Annotated in this window: 18 protein-coding genes and 1 pseudogene; 9 read left to right on the forward strand and 10 right to left on the reverse strand. The window is 58.0% G+C overall.

What is annotated here, in order from left to right; translation table 11 throughout:
• Window positions 1-294 precede the first annotated feature (294 nt).
• From ACR3ES_RS13580 to ACR3ES_RS13595, 4 genes are read left to right on the forward strand one after another with little or no spacing between them, the layout of a single operon-like run.
• Complete coding sequence (locus ACR3ES_RS13580) at window positions 295-1905, forward strand: L,D-transpeptidase scaffold domain-containing protein (protein ID WP_170430584.1); 1611 nt, start codon at window positions 295-297, stop codon at window positions 1903-1905.
• A gap of 35 nt (window positions 1906-1940) precedes the next feature.
• Window positions 1941-3032 (forward strand): UDP-3-O-(3-hydroxymyristoyl)glucosamine N-acyltransferase, encoded by a 1092-nt coding sequence (gene lpxD, locus ACR3ES_RS13585; RefSeq protein ID WP_170430582.1) that lies wholly within the window; start codon window positions 1941-1943, stop codon window positions 3030-3032.
• Between the two features lie 32 nt (window positions 3033-3064).
• The gene (locus ACR3ES_RS13590; RefSeq protein ID WP_170430580.1) at window positions 3065-3322 is read left to right on the forward strand and encodes an acyl carrier protein; all 258 of its coding nucleotides are present in this window, start codon (window positions 3065-3067) and stop codon (window positions 3320-3322) included.
• A 9-nt stretch (window positions 3323-3331) separates the two neighbouring features.
• The gene (locus ACR3ES_RS13595) at window positions 3332-4540 is read left to right on the forward strand and encodes a beta-ketoacyl-[acyl-carrier-protein] synthase family protein (RefSeq protein ID WP_170430578.1); all 1209 of its coding nucleotides are present in this window, start codon (window positions 3332-3334) and stop codon (window positions 4538-4540) included.
• A 57-nt stretch (window positions 4541-4597) separates the two neighbouring features.
• On the opposite strand, the gene ACR3ES_RS13600 is transcribed toward ACR3ES_RS13595, so the two are convergent.
• Window positions 4598-5176: an invasion associated locus B family protein gene (locus tag ACR3ES_RS13600; protein ID WP_170430575.1), complete on the reverse strand. Its 579-nt coding sequence runs from the start codon at window positions 5174-5176 to the stop codon at window positions 4598-4600.
• Between the two features lie 446 nt (window positions 5177-5622).
• On the opposite strand from ACR3ES_RS13600, the gene ACR3ES_RS13605 reads away from it, so the two are divergent.
• Window positions 5623-7170: a helicase HerA-like domain-containing protein gene (locus tag ACR3ES_RS13605; protein ID WP_170430573.1), complete on the forward strand. Its 1548-nt coding sequence runs from the start codon at window positions 5623-5625 to the stop codon at window positions 7168-7170.
• 17 nt (window positions 7171-7187) lie between these two features.
• On the opposite strand, the gene ACR3ES_RS13610 is transcribed toward ACR3ES_RS13605, so the two are convergent.
• The 4 genes and pseudogenes from ACR3ES_RS13610 to ACR3ES_RS13625 all read right to left on the reverse strand — a co-directional run bounded on the left by ACR3ES_RS13610 (window position 7188) and on the right by ACR3ES_RS13625 (window position 10466).
• Window positions 7188-7439, reverse strand: a complete 252-nt coding sequence (locus tag ACR3ES_RS13610) for a hypothetical protein (RefSeq protein WP_170430571.1) — start codon at window positions 7437-7439, stop codon at window positions 7188-7190.
• Window positions 7440-7630: 191 nt separating this feature from the next.
• Window positions 7631-8944 (reverse strand): branched-chain amino acid ABC transporter permease, encoded by a 1314-nt coding sequence (locus tag ACR3ES_RS13615; RefSeq protein ID WP_170430569.1) that lies wholly within the window; start codon window positions 8942-8944, stop codon window positions 7631-7633.
• A pseudogene (locus tag ACR3ES_RS13620) lies at window positions 8941-9950 on the reverse strand (branched-chain amino acid ABC transporter permease). The gene ACR3ES_RS13615 and the pseudogene ACR3ES_RS13620 overlap by 4 nt, the downstream one beginning before the upstream one ends.
• 186 nt (window positions 9951-10136) lie before the next feature.
• On the reverse strand, window positions 10137-10466 hold the full coding sequence (locus tag ACR3ES_RS13625) for a hypothetical protein (protein WP_170430565.1): 330 nt from the start codon (window positions 10464-10466) through the stop codon (window positions 10137-10139).
• A 326-nt stretch (window positions 10467-10792) separates the two neighbouring features.
• On the opposite strand from ACR3ES_RS13625, the gene ACR3ES_RS13630 reads away from it, so the two are divergent.
• Both ACR3ES_RS13630 and ACR3ES_RS13635 read left to right on the forward strand, forming a co-directional pair.
• A complete protein-coding gene (locus ACR3ES_RS13630; protein ID WP_480425486.1) occupies window positions 10793-10915 on the forward strand; it encodes a hypothetical protein in 123 nt (40 codons plus the stop codon).
• A gap of 101 nt (window positions 10916-11016) precedes the next feature.
• Window positions 11017-11804, forward strand: a protein-coding gene (locus tag ACR3ES_RS13635) for an IS5 family transposase (protein WP_480425487.1) whose coding sequence is annotated in 2 segments (ribosomal slippage) — window positions 11017-11356 and window positions 11356-11804 — 789 coding nt in all. Because the reading frame shifts where the segments join, the coding sequence is not laid out codon by codon here.
• Between the two features lie 250 nt (window positions 11805-12054).
• Here ACR3ES_RS13635 and ACR3ES_RS13640 read toward each other — a convergent pair.
• The 3 genes from ACR3ES_RS13640 to ACR3ES_RS13650 all read right to left on the reverse strand — a co-directional run bounded on the left by ACR3ES_RS13640 (window position 12055) and on the right by ACR3ES_RS13650 (window position 14957).
• Window positions 12055-12885, reverse strand: a complete 831-nt coding sequence (locus ACR3ES_RS13640; RefSeq protein WP_170430563.1) for an ABC transporter ATP-binding protein — start codon at window positions 12883-12885, stop codon at window positions 12055-12057.
• Window positions 12882-13670 (reverse strand): ABC transporter ATP-binding protein, encoded by a 789-nt coding sequence (locus tag ACR3ES_RS13645; RefSeq protein WP_170430561.1) that lies wholly within the window; start codon window positions 13668-13670, stop codon window positions 12882-12884. The genes ACR3ES_RS13640 and ACR3ES_RS13645 overlap by 4 nt, the downstream gene beginning before the upstream one ends.
• 105 nt (window positions 13671-13775) lie before the next feature.
• The gene (locus ACR3ES_RS13650; protein ID WP_170430559.1) at window positions 13776-14957 is read right to left on the reverse strand and encodes an ABC transporter substrate-binding protein; all 1182 of its coding nucleotides are present in this window, start codon (window positions 14955-14957) and stop codon (window positions 13776-13778) included.
• Window positions 14958-15122: 165 nt separating this feature from the next.
• Between ACR3ES_RS13650 and ACR3ES_RS13655 the strand changes: the two genes are divergently transcribed.
• Window positions 15123-16217, forward strand: a complete 1095-nt coding sequence (locus tag ACR3ES_RS13655) for a PQQ-dependent sugar dehydrogenase (RefSeq protein ID WP_170430557.1) — start codon at window positions 15123-15125, stop codon at window positions 16215-16217.
• 7 nt (window positions 16218-16224) lie between these two features.
• Here the strand turns inward: ACR3ES_RS13655 and ACR3ES_RS13660 are convergent, their stop codons facing one another.
• Window positions 16225-17229 (reverse strand): GlxA family transcriptional regulator, encoded by a 1005-nt coding sequence (locus ACR3ES_RS13660; RefSeq protein ID WP_170430555.1) that lies wholly within the window; start codon window positions 17227-17229, stop codon window positions 16225-16227.
• Window positions 17230-17397: 168 nt separating this feature from the next.
• Between ACR3ES_RS13660 and ACR3ES_RS13665 the strand changes: the two genes are divergently transcribed.
• Window positions 17398-18768, forward strand: coding sequence for a class II 3-deoxy-7-phosphoheptulonate synthase (locus ACR3ES_RS13665; protein ID WP_170430553.1), 1371 nt, complete (start codon window positions 17398-17400; stop codon window positions 18766-18768).
• A 54-nt stretch (window positions 18769-18822) separates the two neighbouring features.
• Here ACR3ES_RS13665 and ACR3ES_RS13670 read toward each other — a convergent pair whose 3' ends face one another.
• Entirely contained in the window at window positions 18823-19443 is a 621-nt protein-coding gene (locus ACR3ES_RS13670) for a PAS domain-containing protein (protein ID WP_480493352.1), read from the reverse strand.
• Window positions 19444-19677 lie beyond the last annotated feature (234 nt).

Raw genomic sequence — 19677 nt, forward strand, 5'->3', positions numbered from 1 at the left:
TTTTCCCATCCCAGATGGCGAATTTATGGCACAAACGGATTCGGCGGCCAAGAAGTCTTTCATATTCATGTTTTCAAGGGGGAATTTTCGGCAGTTTTTTGCGCAACTGATGCAGCATTGCATGTTTTTCCGAAATTGCGGTTTTTGTGTCACCGCGTCGATGCAATCGCGCATCAGGCAGAGAATTTAGCTTTCAGGTAAGGAATTTGTGAATAGACAAGGGCATAGCGTCAAACCCATAGTTGTCGGACGCAATCCCATCTGCGCAAGTCATTGATTAACCAAGGTCATCGCATGCTATCTGTTTTTCGGACCAGCACATCCATTTTGCTTGCGGCGTGTTTCGCTGCAACCGCAGCCCTCGCGAACACAACGTCGGAGCCGTCCCCCAGCACAGCCTTTCAGATGGCTGTTGCGGAAACCATTCCGGCCTCGTCTGAAATCGCTGACTTCTACCGAACAAACGGATTTTCGCCGATCTGGGTGGGCTCGTCGCCCGAGCACGCGCACCGTCGCGCCGCTCTGATCTCGGCGCTGTCCAACGCGCACCGTCACGGTCTGCCGGAGACGCGCTATGATGTGCAGGCGCTTGTCGATCAGATGCAGCAGGCGCGCTCTGTTCGGGATTTGGGTGCGGTTGAGGCCGAGTTGAGCCGCGTTTTTGTGGACTACGCCGGTGATCTGTATTCGGGGACACTAAAACCGTCGAGCATCGACAAGGGGCTGGTGCGGTCGGTGGAGCGTCGCAGTGACGCTGAACACTTACGCGCGCTGATGACGTCCGAAGGGGCCACGTATCTCGATCAGATTGCCCCTCAGACCCGACAGTATCGTGCGTTGATGAAGCAAAAGCTGGCGCTGGAAGCTTTGGTTGCGCAAGGCGGGTGGGGCCAAACGGTGCCTGTGGCCAAGCTGGAATACGGAGATTCCGGGCCAACTGTTATCAAACTGCGCGACAGACTTGTTGCCATGGGGTACCTGAGGCCAACGGCCAGCCCCGATTTTGACGCGACTTTGCTGGCGGCGGTGCAGGAGTTCCAAACAGATCATGGTCTGGAGCCAGACGGCGTAGCCGGGCAGGGGACTATTACTGAGCTCAATCGACCGGCCTCCGATCGGCTCAAGGCCGTCTATGTCGCGCTCGAGCGCGAAAGGTGGCTGCCACGCGAGCGTGGCACGCGTCATGTTCTGGTCAATCAGGCCGATTTTTCGGCCAAGATAGTCGATGACGGTCTGGTAACCTTTGAAACGCGTGCGGTGATCGGGAAAAACACGCATGATCGCCGCAGTCCGGAGTTTTCGGACGAGATGGAGCATATGGTGATCAACCCCAGCTGGTATGTTCCACGCTCGATCATCACCAAAGAGTATCTGCCCAAGCTGCAGTCAAATCCAAATGCCGTTGGGCATATCCACATCACGGATCGCAGTGGTCGCCAGGTCAACCGCGGGGCCGTGGATTTCACCCAGTTCACTGCGCGCAACTTCCCGTTTTCGATGCGGCAGCCTCCTAGCAAAAGCAATGCGCTGGGGCTGGTGAAGTTCATGTTCCCTAACAAGTACAATATCTATCTACATGATACGCCTCAGAAATCTCTGTTCGCGCGTGAGGTGCGGGCGTTCTCGCATGGCTGTATCCGGCTTGCGGATCCGTTCGATTTTGCCTATGCGTTGCTGTCGAAACAGGAAGAAGACCCCAAGGCGTTTTTTCACCGCGTTCTCAAGACCGGCAAGGAAACCAAGGTGGATCTGGATCAGCCGGTTCCGGTGCACCTGATCTACCGGACGGCGTATGTCGGACCCAAAGGCGATGTGCAGTATCGCCGCGACGTTTATGACCGGGACCGCAAGATTTGGGAGGCCCTGCAAAAGGCAGGGGTGGTCCTGCCCGACGTTCAGGGGTAATCACGGGGGCAAATCCTGCCAAAAGGAAGCCCGCCATGCAGTATACCGTTCAGCAGATCGCCGATGCTCTGGGCGCTGATTGTCAGGGCGAGACCGACCTGACAATTGTACGGGCGGCCGAACCCGGCACTGCTGGGCCTACGGATTTGGCTATGGCGATGTCTCCGAAATACGCGGATGCCTTGTCGGCGGGTGACGCCCGTTCAGCCGTCGTGTGGGATGGGGCGGACTGGCAGGCACTGGGCCTGCGTGCTGCCATTTTTGTTCAGCGTCCGCGCATGGCTATGGCCGGCATAACCGCGATGCTGGATCGCGGGCAGGGCGTTGAACCCGGCATCCATCCGTCCGCCATCATCGATCCAACCGCTGAGATTGGGGCTGATGTCTCAGTCGGTCCGTTAACTGTCATTGGAGCGCGGGTCCGCGTCGGGGCCGGGTCCATAATCGGCGCGCATTGCGTGATCGGCATGGATGCGGTTCTGGGAGACCAAGCTCTCCTGCGCGAGATGGTGAGTATCGGCGCGCGCGCCTTGATCGGAGATCGTTTTATCGCGCAGCCGGGCGCGCGGATCGGCGGAGACGGATTCAGCTATGTCACACCCGAGGTGTCCGGAGCGGAAAACGCCCGCAAGACGTTGGGCGACCAAGGAGACGCCAAGGCGCAAAGCTGGCTGCGTATTCACTCTCTGGGCGCCGTCGAAATCGGCGACGATGTCGAGGTCGGTTCGAATTGCACGGTCGACAACGGCACCATCCGCAATACCTATATCGGTGACGGGTCCAAGTTGGACAACCTTGTCCATGTTGGGCACAATACCCGTGTTGGGCGGGATTGCTTGCTGTGCGGGCAGACCGGCGTGTCGGGATCTGTCGAAATTGGCAACAACGTCGTGCTGGGTGGCCAGACCGGGGTGGTGGACAATATCTTTATCGGTGATGGTGTGATTTCAGGTGGCGGAACCAAGATTCTGTCCAATGTGCCTGCTGGTCGCGTCATCATGGGCTATCCTGGCATCAAGATGGAAAGCCACACGGACATCTATAAGGCACAACGCCGTCTGCCGCGGTTGGCGCGTGACGTCGAGGCGTTGAAAAAGGCTGTTTTCAAACAGCCCCCGAGCGATTAAATCATCCTCAAACTGTCAATCAGGGGACCAAAATGAGCATCAGCGACCGTGTCATCGCAATTATTGCAGAGCAGGCCGTGCTGGAGCCATCGGATGTGACGCCGGAAAGCACTCTGGAGGAGCTGGGCATTGACAGTCTGGGTCTGGTCGAGAGCATTTTTGCAATCGAAGAAGAGTTCGATATCACAATCCCTTTTAATGCAAACGAACCCCAGGCCAGTGATTTCGACATTAGCAATGTGGCGGCGATCATCGCCGGGATTGAAAAGCTTGTTTCGGAAAAGGTCTGACAGACGCTCATGAAACGTGTTGTCATTACCGGGGCCGGCACCATCAATGCGCTGGGGCATTCCGTCCCTGACACGCTTGAGGCGATGCGCGAAGGGCGTTGCGGGATATCTGAACTGGAGTTTCGCGATGTCGACCGTTTGACGATCAAAATCGGTGGGCAGGTTCGCGGGTTCGAGGCGGAGGGCCGGTTCAACCGCCAGCAGATGACGCTCTATGATCGGTTTACACAGTTTACCCTGACCGCCGCGAAAGAAGCGATCGAACAATCCGGCATTGAGTTTCACGGTGATCTGGCCGCGCGCTCAGGCGTTGTTTTAGGCACAGCGGGCGGCGGTGTGTCCACTTGGGACGACAATTACCGTTCGGTTTATGAGGACGGCAAGAACCGGGTGCATCCTTTTGTCGTTCCAAAGCTGATGAACAATGCCGCGGCCAGCCACGTGTCGATGGAGCACAATCTCAAGGGCCCCAGTTTCACGGTGTCCACCGCATGCGCGTCGTCAAACCACGCCATGGCGCTGGCTTTTCAGATGGTGCGCAGCGGCGCAGCGCCGGCCATGATCACCGGTGGGTCGGAGTCCATGCTGTGTTTCGGCGGCGTCAAAGCCTGGGAAGGCCTGCGGGTGATGTCCAAGGATGCGTGCCGGCCGTTCAGCGCCAACCGCAACGGGATGGTGCAGGGCGAAGGTGCAGGAATCTTTGTCTTTGAAGAATATGAACATGCCCGGGCCCGTGGCGCCGAGATTCTCTGTGAGATGGTTGGGTTTGCCATGTCATCGGATGCGGCGGATATCGTTATGCCCAGCAAACAAGGGGCCGCGCGGGCGATGGCCGGGGCGCTGGCCGATGCCCGATTGGATGCAAGCGACGTGTGTTACATCAACGCCCACGGCACCGGTACAACGGCCAATGACAAGACCGAATGTGCTGCGGTCGCGGATGTCTTTGGGCCGCATGCGGATGATCTGATGATTTCCTCGACCAAATCCATGCACGGTCACCTGATCGGCGGCACAGGAGCGGTCGAACTGCTGGCCTGCCTCATGGCCCTGAAAGACGGGGTCATAGCACCGACTATTGGCTATGAAGAACCCGATCCCGAATGTGCGCTGGATGTTGTCCCGAACGAAGCCCGCGAAGCCAAGGTAGACGTTGCCATCAGCAATGCGTTTGCTTTTGGCGGCTTGAATGCCGTTGTGGCGCTGAGGAAGGTCTAGACCCAAAAGCATACGCCGCCGAGAGGTCACGGCGGCGTTCAAGCACTTTGGGATCGGTCAGTTCACGTTGACGTCCAGCGAGTCAAATCCGTTGGTGAATCCCGAAAGCGACATCTCCATCTCCAGAACCTGATCGGGAAACCTGGCGGGCACCAGCGAGAAGGTTGCCTTGGTGCCGCCTTTCATCGCGTCGATGTCGCCCTGGCTCAAACCGAGTTGAGCAACGCAGCCGACCTGTACGCAGTGATGATAGTTGTACAGTTTGCGCGGTGCGCCATCGATAGACAGGGCAAGTTGCGCCTGCAAGAGCGTTTCCAACGGCACGATAACGTTTGCCCAAGCGACGGCTACGCCGCCGGCCGGTAGTTTGCCAATCGAGACTTCGGCAATCGGTTCGCCTTGCTGTCCGTTTAAGATCTGAACAATCGCGCAAGGGTCGGCGCCCTCTTCGGCCTTGATGCAGGACACTTCCCAATCGCCGGATGTCTCTTTTACGAATTGCTCTCCGACCCGGGGGCCGGTTTCTCCCAGGTCCAGCCCGCTGTCGGCGTCGGGTGTCTGAGTTTCTTGGGCGCTGACGGCGCCGCATATCAGTACAGCCGCCAGCGTGTGTAACGAGAGAAGTTTCTTGATCATGTATGCCTCGGTATGTGAGTGATCTTTTTGCTTCCTCTACCACCCTTCTGATCTGGTGTCAGGTGATAAGAGGCAGGCCGCGTCGAAAGTGAGCGGTTTTTGTCGTCGGCGCACAATTCACCGGGCTAGAGATAAGAAAAAGGGAGCTGGTGGAGCAGCTCCCTTTCCCAAATTTTTCTCCCCGTCGGACCGGCCGACTTATTTGTGCGCAAACGTTACGAGAGGGGCGCGCAGGGGTCAACTGCTAACCTGCATAATTAATGTTCCCGTTAGGTGGTTTTTATACGCAGAAGTCGCAAAAAAGCCGTGCCCGAAGGCACGGCCAGTCGACAGGGAGGAAGTCAGCTCCTTCACGGCCCGAGCCGCGACGAAGCGAATAGACTATCGCAATCAAAGGTTAACTTTGTATGCTTGCTGCGGATCGGTGAAAAAAGGGCAGGTCACAGATGAGTAACGGTGTTTTCCTGGGCGGCGGCGGTGAGGATTACGGTCAGCCCCAGTCTTTGAGCCTGAAATATGCAAACCGCCACGGTCTTATTGCCGGTGCCACGGGAACGGGAAAAACCGTGACGTTACAGATTCTTGCGGAGGGATTTTCCAAGGCCGGCGTTCCGGTGTTTTTGTCGGATGTCAAAGGGGATCTGTCTGGCTTGGCGCTGCCGGGCAGCGAAACGCACAAACTGCACAGTGCGTTTTTGGACAGGGCAAACCGCATCGGGTTTTCCGATTTCGCCTACGCGGCCGCGCCGGTCACCTTCTGGGATCTGTTCGGCGAGCAAGGGCATCCGGTGCGCACCACCGTGACCGAGATGGGCCCCTTGCTGCTATCGCGGTTGATGGAGCTGAGCGAAGCGCAGGAGGGCATTCTGAACATCGCCTTCCGGGTCGCCGATGAAGAGGGGATGCCGCTACTGGATCTCAAGGATCTTCAAGCGCTGCTGGTCTGGATCGGCGAGAACCGGGCACAGCTGTCCCTGCGATACGGCAACGTGTCCACGGCATCGATCGGCGCCATTCAGAGGCGGTTGCTGGTTCTGGAAAATCAGGGCGGCACCAAACTGTTCGGAGAACCGGCGCTGGATCTGGGCGATCTGATGCGAACCGACGCGGCCGGGCAGGGCATGGTCAACATACTTGCATCGGACCGGCTGATGGGGTCGCCGCGTCTCTACGCCACGTTTCTGTTGTGGTTGCTCAGCGAGCTGTTCGAAGAACTGCCCGAGGTTGGTGATCCGGAAAAGCCCAAGCTCGTGTTCTTTTTTGACGAGGCGCACCTGCTGTTCGAAGACGCGCCCAAGGTGCTGATCGATAAGGTCGAGCAGGTTGCCCGGTTGATCCGGTCAAAAGGTGTCGGAGTTTACTTCATCACCCAGAACCCGGCGGATATTCCCGAGGATATTCTCGGCCAGTTGGGCAATCGTGTTCAGCATGCCCTGCGCGCCTTCACCGCTCGGGACCGCAAGAACCTGCGTCTGGCGGCAGAAACCTATCGCGAAAACCCTGCCTTCGACACCGAGGTCGCGATCCGTGAGGTTGGCGTCGGCGAGGCCGTCACCTCGATGCTTCAGAAAAAGGGGGTGCCGGGCATCGTCGAACGGACGTTGATCAGGCCACCGGGGTCTCAGTTGGGGCCAATCACCGACCAAGAACGGCAGGCGGTTCTGAGCGCGTCGGCGATGGCTGCGAAATACGACACATTGACGGACCGGAAATCAGCCTTCGAGATCCTGCAGTCTCGTGCCGCGGCTGCCGCCAAGGAGGCCGAAGCCGCCGAGGCGGAAGACGTGGTGGAACAACAAACGCCGATAGAGCGCGAGTATGCGTCTGCCCGCAGGTATTCCGGCGGTCGGGTCGGGCGGTCTTCCTCTCGCGTGACGCGCAAAAAGGACACGTTTGCCACCGCGATGAGCGAGGCCGTCATCAAAGAGCTGAAAGGAACCACGGGGCGTCGTATCGTACGCGGTATTCTCGGCGGACTGTTCCGCGCCCGCTAGACAAGCACCCCATCCGGTTACTTGAGACGGCGTCGGCCTTCTTCCTGACAATACCGGTCGGCCTGCGGCACTGACATCTTGGTGGCCGGGAAATCGATGGCGCGGTCCCAGCTGACGCGATCCTGTCGGTAGAGCTGGCACGTGACGATCCCTTGGGGTGTCTGAACCTTGACGGGTGTGGTTTCCAGCTCTTCCGGTGTCGGAATACACGCTGATAATGCGGCAAACGCTGGCAGCATGATGATGGCTTTGGCGAGTGGTGTTTTCATGGTTTTTACAGGTACTCTCACTGGTGAGTGCAAAAAATCGTTACGGATCGGTCGTGGGATTGGTGAAACACGGCCGACAACAGACCGCCCGACACAAAAGGGCGGTGAATCCGTGTATTCAGAATGCACCTTTTAATCAAGAAACCACGCCACGCCACGGCCGTGGTTCCGGGATTTGAGAAGATTTCTGCCTATTTCTCCGGGATTAGCCCTCTTGGGCTGAATCTGAGGACAATCAACAGGATCAGACCCATCGTGAACAAGCGCATATGCGCAGCGCTGTCGATCAGATGCGCCTTGAGCGCGCTGCCGTCCGGCATTCCTATGGTAATCAGGTTCATCAGCCACAGGCCGATGGGCTCGACTTGGACCCACAAGAACCAGATTACAAAGGCACCCAGAACCGCCCCAAAGTTGTTACCGGACCCGCCAACAATCACCATGACCCAGACAAGGAAGGTAAAGCGCAGAGGCTGATAGGCGCTGGGGGTCAGTTGCCCGTCCAGCGTGGTCATCATCGCGCCCGCAATGCCGCAGATGGCGGAGCCCAGCACGAAAATTTGCAGATGCCGGCGGGTGACGTCCTTGCCCATGGCTTCAGCGGCCACCTCGTTGTCGCGAATAGCGCGCATCATGCGGCCCCATGGGCTTTTCAGCGCTTTTTGCGCCATCCACAGCAGGATCAGCAGAACGGCAAGGAAAAGCACCGAATAGCCCAGTTTGACCGATAGCGTCGAGGCGGTGATCGGATCAAGGCCCAGCCAGTCCGCGCGGGCGATAAAGCCCGGATCGTTCTGCAACTCGATCTCATACCCAACCACCGGGGCAGGGCGCGGAATGCCATAGACATTCTTGACGCCGCGGGCAAGCCAGTCCTCGTTCTTGAGCACGGCGATAATGATCTCTGCAATGCCTAGTGTGGCAATGGCCAGATAGTCTGAACGCAGACCCAAAGCGGTCTTGCCGATCAGCCAGGCCGCACCTGCCGCCAGCAAGCCGCCTGCTGGCCACGCCACCAAGACAGGCAGGTTCAGGCCGCCAAGGTTGCCCTCGACCGCAGGGTTGATCGCCTCGACCGCGGCCACGCTGGGATCGAAAACCGCGCGGTAGACGAAGAACCCGGCGATCAGGACTCCAATCGTGGAAAAGGTACGAAGGCGTCCTTTGGGCATCTTTTGCGTGACCAGCACTGCCGCTACCACGGTTGCCGCGCCCAGCAACAGCGCCAGGACAACACCATATCCGCCGGCGGCCCAGGCACCCTGCGTCGGCGGTGTGGACACCAGAACAACTGCAAGGCCGCCCAGCGCGACAAATCCCATCACACCAACGTTAAACAGACCCGCAAAGCCCCATTGCAGGTTGACGCCAATGGCCATGATGGCTGAAATCAGCCCCATGTTGAGGATCAGGATGGCGGCGTTCCAGCTTTGCGTGAAACCTGTCAGAAGGATCAGGCAAGCAACAACGACAAAGAGCAGTGTGTTCTTGACGGGCTCGCTCATATCACTTTCCCTTTGAACAATCCCGTGGGCTTAAACAGAAGCACAATCAGCAGAATGACAAAGCTGACGGCAAATTTGTAATCGGTCGACAGGAGCTGAACCAGCCCCGAGGGCGCCAGGCTTTCGGGCGCGATATAGGTCAGAACTTTCTTCCACGCATAGGTGATCGTGACTTCGGAAAAGGCGATGATGAAGCCGCCCGCAATCGCGCCTATCGGGTTCCCAAGCCCCCCACAATGGCCGAGGCAAAAATGGGCAGCAAAAGCTGGAAATAGACAAAGGGTTTAAAGCTCTTATCCAACCCGTAGAGCATACCCGCGGTGGTCGCCAGGGCCGCAACGATGATCCAGGTGATCATCACCACGCGTTCCGGGTTGATCCCGGAGAGCAGCGCAAGATCCTCATTGTCGGAATAGGCCCGCATGGATTTTCCCGTGCGGGTCTTGTTCAGAAACCAGAACAACAGCGCGACCGCGACGACCGCAACAACCACGGTGATGACCTGCGATGTCCGAATGGCGAGCCCTTCGCTCAAACCCGTCAAGGTCCTGAAATCACGCGCAGAGATTAGAAACCGCGCGCCATCCGAAAACCTCTGATCGTCCGGCCCGATGATAAAACGCACCAGCCCGTTCATGATGAACATCACGCCCATCGACACGATCACCAGAATGACCGGTTTTGCCTTTTGCTCGCGGTAGAACCGATAGACGAACCGGTCGGTGATCAGAACCAGGATGATGCACCCCAGGATCGCAAAAGGCAGGGCCAGCAGGGCGGTGGGCAATGGGCCAAATCCGATCCCGGCGGCTTGCAGCGCCCAGGTGACCAGCACCGCGATCATCGCTCCAAAGGCCATCGTGTCGCCATGGGCAAAGTTGGAAAACCGCAGGATGCCGTAGATCAGCGTGACACCCAGCGCCCCCAGGGCCAACTGACTGCCATAGGCCACCGCAGGCACGATCACAAAGTTCGCAAGCGCAACAAGCGCGTTCAGTAGGTCCATCAATTCTTCTCACTGTCCGGGTGCGGCTTTATGGCATAGCGGCGTGAGAAGACACAACATTTTGCGCTGTCTTTTTTGGGTCATTTAGGCAGAAAAACAGGGGTTTTGCGGTCCGGTCCGTTTGTCGTGCTATTCAACGAGAGGTGAATGGTGTCCGGCGGGCAAATCCGCCGGACAGGCGGTCGATCAAGCGTCAACTTCTGTGCATTTTCCGCGATCCGTTCCGGCATGCGGGCCCTTGATCGACAGGTTGTAGGTCATGTCTTCGATATGAACGACAAAAGTCATGACATCCTGATCTTCGATATGCACAAAGGTCATGTTCCCCAGGCCGTTGAGAACAATCGCGTCGCCCGAGACATCCTTTGTTTCGATGCTTCCGGTGTCGCCGACCGGCGCACTATTGAGGCGCACCTCGCTGCCGTCCAGATCCGAGATGCAGACGAAGTGGCGTTCTTCTGCAACTGCTGCCGAAGCGCATAGGGTGGCAACCGCCACGCACATCCATTTTTTCATTGGTTATGTCCTGAATAGAGGTTTGTATTCAGAAGGTTCGCTGATTTCGTGGACCTAGACTTGCTTGTCCCGGAATCGTTTCCTTCACAGCGCACGGCGGTAAATGCACATTGTGACCGGATTGCAGCCGACGCGTGAAAATCTTGGGATGGTTGTCGCGGTTCAAGGTCTTCCAGACGCCCAGTTCAATGAGAGTGTCCTTCTGAACAGGTCGGGTCAGTTGATTGCGGGAACAAGGACGAAGTTGGAGAACGCGAAAAGGGCGTTGCGGACGTGTACTAGTTTTCTTCTCCGCAAAAGCCGTACGCCACCTCAACGAAATGAGAATGCGGAAGCCGCTGTATGGTCAAAGCGATCCCTATTGGCGCACCGTCGGTCCACAACTCGACGACTGCATTGGTCAGGGTGCTCTCAACGACACTGTTCGCGACAATTGCGCGATCATTTGAGAGTCTATTATCAACCTGAAAATCTCCGAAATGAATTCTAGGCCGTGTTGACAAAAGGGCTTCCCATGGCGCGATGGGCGTGATTCAAGCTGGTATCTGCGATGGAGACCAGCTTGGCACGAGACCTGATGTCGGACGGGGAATGGGCGTTCTTTGAGCGGTTCATCCTGACAGTCCGCGCTCCGAACGGGCGCAAACCTACCAACCACCGCCTTGTTCTTGATGGGATTTTCTGGATCGCCCGCACAGGCGCACCATGGCGCGATCTGCCGGAAGAGTTTGGCAAGTGGTCGAGTGTGTACCGTCAGTTTCGGCGCTGGACGCTGGCGGGGCTCTGGGAGGAGATCATGGATGCCCTGAACCAGAGTGGGGCCGTGCCAGACGCCCTGCAAATGATTGACAGCACAATCGTTCGTGCGCACCATCAGGCAGCGGGCGCTAAAGGGGGACTCCGCGACAGGGTTTTGGCCGTTCGCGCGGTGGTTTCACGACCAAGATCCACCTTCTCGTCAACGCGCACGGGCTGCCCATGAGGACGGAGATCACGCCAGGTCAGACATCGGACTACCTCGGCTTTGATCTCGTGATGGCTGAAAATCTGCCCGAACCAAGCGTTCTGCTGGCTGACAGAGGCTATGACGCTGACAGCATTCGCAAAGCAATGGACAAGCGTGACGTCCTGCCAGTCATCCCGATGCGTAAATCCCGCAAAATGCGCGTCGGTGTGGATCGGTCGCTGTATCGCATGCGAAACCTCGTCGAGCGCTGTTTCAACAAGCTCAAGAACGCAAGGCGCGTCGCAACTCGCTACGACAAGACCGCCGAAAGCTTTCTCGGCTTCATCGACATCACGTCCATCCGCCTATGGATGCGCCATTTGTCAACATGACCTAGAGTCCCTAGTCGAACCAACCGCGTAAGATGTTAGTTTTCCATGGTCCATCGAGATTTCCAGCAAAAAGCTTCCTTCTGGACAGTCCGCGGCAGGGCAATCTGCTCCCATACACATCGCTCTAACTTCGCACATTCTTATTTCGCAGCTGACCTTAGAAAAGGAGGCGGCTTGCGCAGGGCTTTGCAACATCAGATTCAGCAAAAATACGAACGTGAGGATTGATCCCAAAAAGGTCGCTTTCAAGTTATCCCCCCAAGAAACTCTTGCGCACTTCGGGATCGGCCAGCAATTCCTTACCCGTCCCACTATACGCGTTCCGTCCCTGAACCAGCACATACCCCTTGTCCGCAATCTCCAGCGCCTGACGGGCGTTCTGTTCGACCATCAGGATCGGCAGGCCGGTGCGGGACACCTCGATGATCCGGTCGAACAGCTCGTCCATCACAATGGGTGAGACCCCCGCGGTTGGTTCATCCAGCATCAGCACCTTAGGCTGGGTCATCAGCGCACGGCCCACGGCAACCTGTTGGCGCTGACCGCCCGATAATTCTCCCGCCGCCTGGCTGCGTTTGTCGCGCAGGATCGGGAACAGCTCAAAGACCTGCTCCATCGTCTCCGAGATGTCATCGCGACGGATAAAGGCGCCCATCTCGAGGTTCTCCTCGACGGTCATTGAGGTAAAGATGTTCTGATTCTGCGGCACAAACCCCATGCCTTTGATGACCCGGTCCTGCGGGCTGAGGTTGGTGATGTCCTCACCATCCAGCCGCACCGACCCGGCGCGGACGTCCAGCATGCCGAACACGGCCTTCATCGCAGTGGACTTTCCTGCACCGTTGGGGCCGACGATGACTGCGATCTCGCCCTTATCCACGGCGATGGTGCAATCATGCAGGATGTCCGGCCCCTTGCCGTAGCCGCCTGTCATCGTGTCGCCAATCAGAAAGGGGCCACCGTCCACTTTGTGAGTTTCACCGCTCACCCGGTGAGCCGGGGTCATGGTGCCGACACCATGCGTGTTGGTGATCGAGGCGTCCTTGTTGCCCTTGTCGTCCTGATAAGGATTGTCACTCATGCCCCGGCCTCCAGCTTGTCCTTGTTCTTCAAGCCGGTGCCCAGATAGGCCTCGATCACGTGTTCATTAGCCTTGATCTCGTCCAGTGTGCCTTGGGCCAGCACCTTGCCTTCGGCCATACAGATAACCGGATCGCAAATCTTGCCGATGAAATCCATGTCGTGTTCGATGACGACGAAAGTATAGCCACGCTCCTTGTTCAGACGCAGGATGGTTTCTGCAATCGTCATCAGCAGGGTGCGGTTCACGCCTGCGCCCACCTCGTCCAGAAACACGATCTTGGCGTCGACCATCATGGTGCGACCGAGCTCCAGCAGTTTCTTTTGTCCGCCCGACACCTGTCCGGCCTTGTGGTCGGCCAGATGTTCGATGGTCAGGAACTCCAGAACCTCATCGGCCTTGGCCTTGAGCGCACGTTCCTCATCCGCAATGCGTTTGCGCCCGAACCACGTGTTCCACAGAGACTCGCCGGATTGCGCGCCAGGCACCATCATCAGGTTCTCGCGGCAGGTCATCGAGGAAAACTCATGCGCAATTTGAAAGGTGCGCAACAGGCCTTTGTGGAACAAATCATGTGGAGGCAGACCGGTGATATCCTCGCCGTCCATGAAGACGCGCCCGGATGTGGGCGGAAGAACCCCGGCGATCACATTGAACAGAGTGGTTTTTCCGGCCCCGTTGGGTCCGATCAGGCCCGTGATCGACCCTTGTTCGATTTCCAGCGACGCCCCATCCACCGCGTGAAAACCGCCGAAATGCTTGTGCACGTCTTCGACGACGATCATGTTTTCCCCTTGCCTTACCCCCGAAAACGAGGTGCAGCCTTTTGTCATTGAAACAGCCCGGACACAAGGCCCGGGCTGTTCGGTATCGTAGTCTGTGACGTCAGATCAGCGGAAGTTGACGGTCTTGTTTTCGCCGTCTGTCACTTCGATCTCGCGGTAGGATCCGGCGCTTTCGCCCGGACCGATCAGTTCAACGCCCGACGCGCCGACATAGTCGATGTCCTGACCTGCGGCCAGCAGTTCCAGACCCTTGGCCAACTCACCCGGGTAGATTTTTTCACCCGGTGCATTTGCCACATCCATGACCTTGGAACTGTAGTCTGCAGGGTTGCTGGACCCAGCAGCCTGCATCGCAAACATCAGCAGCGCGGCGGCGTCATAGGATTCAGGCGAGTAGGGGGATGACCCGTCGAAGCCAGCGGCTTCGGCCATGGCAAAGTACTTTTCAGCACCTTCGCCACCGGACCCTGCGATCTGGCCGAAAGATCCGTTCAGGTCGGGACCGACATTCGCGGGCAGAGAGTCACCGATCATGCCACCGGGCAGACCGAACGTGTCGAACGCGCCGCTGTCCAGCGAAGACTGGATGATGCCCAGACCACCCTGATCCAGATAGCCTGCTACAACCAGAATGTCGCCACCGGCCGACGCCAGCGCGCCGACTTCGGCCGAGTAGTCGCCCTTGCCGTCTTCGTGCGCGGTGACGATGGTTACTTCACCCCCTGCGGCTTCGAAGGAGGACTGGATCGCATCTGCCAGACCCTTGCCGTAGTCGTTGTTGGTGTAGGTCAGCGCAATCGAGTTGATACCACGATCTTTCAGGATATCGGCCATCACCTGACCTTCGCGCGCATCCGAGGGTGCAGTGCGGAAGAACAGGCCATTATCTTCCATGGTCGACAGGCCGGGTGACGTTGCCGAAGGCGAGATCATGACCATACCGTTCGGGATCGCAACGTTTTGCAGAATGGCGCCAGTCACGCCCGAGCAGTCGCCGCCAATGATTCCGTTGACGCCGTCCGCGATCATGCGCTCGCCATTCGACGTGGCCAGACCATTGTCGATACATCCGGTATCTGCGCGCATGCCGGAGACTGTTGCTCCGTCCAGCAGTTTGCCGGATTCCGTGACTTCGGCAATTGCCATCTCGGCGCCGGATCCCATGGCGGGGGCCAGCGATTCAATCGGGCCGGTAAAGCCGAACAGGATGCCAAGTTTGACGTCTTCTGCCATGGCAGTGCCGGCCAGCAGAGCGGTTGCTGCAGTAGCAGTAAGCAGCTTTTTCATATGGTTACTCCCTTATTGGAACGTATTCGTTCTGCGCACGACCCTAGGCAAGCTGTTCAGAAAAGAAAAGTCCAATCGGAAAAGTGCCTTTGCCGTCCGCAATCCTATTTGTTCTGATAGATTTACAGGGTTGCGGTGACACCGTGCCGATGGATGGAGGACTGGATGATCCGGGTTTTTATGATTCTCATATTGTCTTGGGCAGGTACGGCTGTTTCAGCGGATACATTGCAAACCGCTGACGGTCCGGTGCGCGTCACGCAGATGCTGGGGGGGCTCGACACGCCTTGGGCGGTTGGTCTTCTGCCGGATGGTAGCTTTTTGGTCACCGAACGAGACGGCGACGTGGTCTATGTCAAGGATGGCGCCGCGCAACGCATTTCCGGTGCGCCAAAGGTTGCCGCAAACGGGCAGGGCGGATTGCTGGATATCACAGTCGCCCGCGACTTTGATCGCTCGCGCGAAGTGTTCTTGACCTTTTCCAAACCTCAACAGGGTGGTGCAGGCACGGCGGTGGCGGTCGCGCGTCTTTCAGAAGCCGGGGACCAGTTGACCGATCTGCGGGTGATCTTTGAAGCCGTACCCGGAGGATCGGGAGGGCGGCACTTTGGGTCGCGTGTCGTCGAGGCAGAGGATGGGACGCTGTTCATAACCATCGGTGATCGGGGCGACAGGCCGTCCGCGCAGGACAGATCAAACCACATGGGATCGGTGATCCGGATTGCGCGGGACGGCTCTGTTCCGTCAGACAACCCGTTTGTCGGTTACTCAGAGGTGCGCCCGGAAATCTGGTCCTACGGTCACAGAAACCCGCAGGGCGCTGGGTTTGACTCGCGCGGCAGGCTGTGGGTGTCGGAACATGGCGCCAGAGGAGGGGATGAGGTCAACCTTGCGCGCGCAGGGTTAAACTACGGCTGGCCCGTGATCTCTTATGGAACCCACTATTCGGGCCAGAAGATCGGTGAAGGGACTTCGAGGCCCGGGATGGAACAGCCCGAATTCTACTGGGATCCGTCCATCGCCCCGTCAGGATTGCTGGTGTATTCTGGTAAGCTCTGGCCGCAATGGCGGGGTGATATCTTTGTCGGATCGCTGAAGTTCAATTACATTGCCCGGCTGGCCGGATCACCGCTGCGCGAGGTTGAACAGATCAAGGGACCGGAAACAGAGCGGGTTCACGACATCGTCGAAGCCCCAGACGGATCGATCTGGTTCATTTCGGTCGGGCAGGGCGCGGTCTACAGGATGACGCCCGGCTAGCGCAGGGTCAGATTGACAGCCGTCCGCCTTGGGCGCCACGCTCCCGGTATGGTGTGGTGTTGTAGTGCGCGCGATAGCATTTCGAGAAATGCGAGGGGCTGGCAAAACCGCAGGCCAGCGCCACGTTGATGACGCTCATATCCGTCTGCATCAGCAGATTGCGCGCTTTGTGCAGGCGCAACTCCATATAATACCGCTTGGGCGATCGGCTGAGGTACCGGCGGAACAGGCGTTCCAGCTGCCGGGTGGACATGCCAACATCTTTGGCAAGGATCGAGGGGGAAATCGGCTCTTCGATGTTCTTTTCCATCATCAGGATCACCTGACTCAGCTTGGGATGACGCACGCCGATCCGTGTCGGCGTCGACAGGCGTTGCGTGTCCTGATCCGTTCTGATGGAGGAATAGATCATCTGATCGGCAACCGCATTGGCGAGGTCTTCGTCAAAATCGTCGGCAATCAGTTTCAGCATCAGGTCGATAGAGGACGTGCCGCCTGCTGTCGTCATCCGGTTTCCGTCGATCAGAAACACCGATTTGGTCAGCTCGACACTGTCAAACTCCTCGGCAAAACTATCGGAGTTTTCCCAATGAATCGTAGCGCGCTTGCCATCCAGCAGACCGGCCTTGGCCAGTGTATAAGCTGCAGTGCACAACCCGCCGATCCGCAACCCCTTGCGTGCCTCGCGGCGCAACCAGTTCAGGACCCTTTTGGTGGTGGCCGTCTGCACGTCAACGCCGCCGCACACCATGATGACCTCGTCGCGTTGTAGCTCGCGCAGGTCGCAATCCAGCTTGAACGTGGTGCCGGACGAACAGGACACAACCTCGCCGCCTTCGCCCGCCAGCGTCCAGGAATAAATCGGTCGGCCGGCCATGCGATTGGCAATGCGCAGACTGTCCAGCGCCGACGCAAAAGACAGCAAAGAGAACTTGTCCAGCAGGACAAAAACGAAGTTAACCGGCTTGGTCGTGCCGCCGTCCACTGTGACAACTTTGCGTTGCTCTTGCATGGCTGTTTGTCCTTGATTCGGCGACGGCTGCACATACGTCGCGGCTGATTTGGCCGACACCATGCTCAAAGCTTGTTTGTGGCGTCAAGAGGCGCAAATCGGATATGGTCCTTCATCCACGCATTTTGTATAGAGACCACCTGAAATACATCAGCGGAGATCAAGGCTATGACCGAATGGCAGAAAACGAACTGGCGCAGCAAGCCCCGGGTTCAGATGCCAGACTATACCGACGCGGCCGCGCTGGCCAAAGTCGAGGCGCAGCTTTCGCAGTATCCTCCGCTGGTCTTTGCCGGTGAGGCGCGGCGTCTCAAGCAACATCTGGGTGCCGCCGGTCGCGGCGAGGCCTTCTTGTTGCAGGGCGGGGATTGTGCTGAAAGCTTTGAACAATTCAGCGCGGATGCAATTCGAGACACCTTCAAGGTAATGTTGCAGATGGCGATGGTGCTGACCTATGGCGCCAAGGTGCCCGTGGTCAAAGTGGGCCGTATGGCGGGCCAGTTTGCCAAACCGCGCAGCGCCCCGACCGAGGTGATCGATGGCGTGGAACTGCCCAGCTATCGCGGGGATATCATCAACGAGCTGGATTTCACCCCCGAGGCGCGTATTCCGAATCCCGACAAGATGTTGCAGGCCTATACGCAGGCGGCGGCCACGCTGAACCTGCTACGGGCGTTTTCGACAGGTGGTTTTGCAGATATGAGCCATGTTCATTCCTGGACCTTGGGCTTTGCCGACGGTCAGGATGTTCAGAAATATTCAGAAATTGCCGACCGTATTCAGGATTCGATTGATTTCATGGGTGCGGCAGGCATCACTGCAGATACAACCCATGAATTCTCGTCGGTTGAATTCTACACCAGCCATGAAGGTTTGCTGCTGGAATACGAAGAGGCGTTGACCCGTCTGGATTCGACCTCCGGCAACTGGCTTGCCGGGTCGGGCCATATGGTCTGGATTGGCGACCGGACGCGTCAGCCTGATGGCGCGCATGTCGAGTTCTGCCGAGGGGTGCTGAATCCGATCGGTCTGAAATGCGGTCCGACAACGACGGCAGAAGACCTCAAGGTGCTGATGTCCAAGCTGAACCCGGACAACGAAGAAGGTCGTTTGACGTTGATTGCCCGTTTTGGCGCCGGAAAAGCCGGTGAACACCTGCCGCGTCTGGTCAAGGCGGTGAAAGACGAAGGCGCGATAGTGACCTGGGTCTGCGATCCGATGCACGGCAACACCATCAAATCGGCGACCGGGTACAAGACACGCCCCTTCGAGTCTGTCCTGCGTGAAGTGCGCGACTTCTTTGGCGTGCATCAGGCCGAGGGAACCATCCCCGGCGGCGTGCATTTCGAGATGACCGGTCTGGACGTGACCGAATGCACCGGCGGTGTGCGGGCCGTGACCGAAGAGGATTTGTCCGATCGCTACCACACCGCCTGCGATCCCCGTCTGAATGCCTCGCAGGCACTGGAACTGGCGTTTTTGGTTGCCGAAGAACTGACCAATCTGCGCCGCGACCGGACCAAGCGCGTCGCAAGCTGAAGCCTTTCAAGAGAATCATGAACGGCGGGTCATTGGCCCGCCGTTTTTGCTTGGTCATTCGTCTCGGGACACAACAAGGCGCAAATGACGGGCAGGTCGCGTGAACTCGCTTTGGTCCTCGGCAAATCCCGCGTTTTCCTGCGGGGCGGATCGCGCTGGGGCCTGAATATCAGACACAGCTCGCACACGCTGATCGGCCAGCGCAAACCGGCGTGGCGTTGCGCCTATGGCGCCATCACTGACCATCACCCCCAGAATCCGGCTCACATCCCCCAGGTCGCTTTTCAGCGGCAGCAGGATCATCCGGGCCTGTAGACGCGCGCGGCTCAGATTACCTCCGGAGATCAAACCCAATTCGGCGATGGCCGGTGTGGCAAAAACCTGTTCCAGAACGTCCTTGAGACCCGAGCGCGAACTTGGATCGAAAAAGGCGGTCACCGGCATGCCCCGAACTTCCATCCCCGCCAGTTTGTTCAGATGACTACCGGCCAGCCGAAACCGGGCAAGGCCGGGGGCGATGCGTTCCAGAATAAACGTGTATTCCAGAACATTCTCCAGACCGCGCGGGTCGACCTGCGACCGTGACGGGACCCCGTCACCTTTCAACAAAGCGGTCCAATACGCCTCAGCCTGACGGATCGGAGTGAGGCTGCGCCCACTGTCAAAGCGATCCATTGCAACGATCTTTCCAAATCCTGACCCGGAACCAGTCCCGAAAAAGGTCTTCATCTCCATCACCCTACCGTCAATCAATCGCGATTTTCCTAAAATGCGATCTATCAAGACCACCCACGGCCCGATCCCCTTTACTGGCGCCAGATTGACACGGGTTAACACAATTTTGGAGTAATTCTTTAACGAATGGTTAACTTCTGCGGAACAATCGCGGTGTCAGCTAAGTCTTGCCCT

It is taken from the genome of Ruegeria sp. B1 (genome assembly GCF_056535885.1).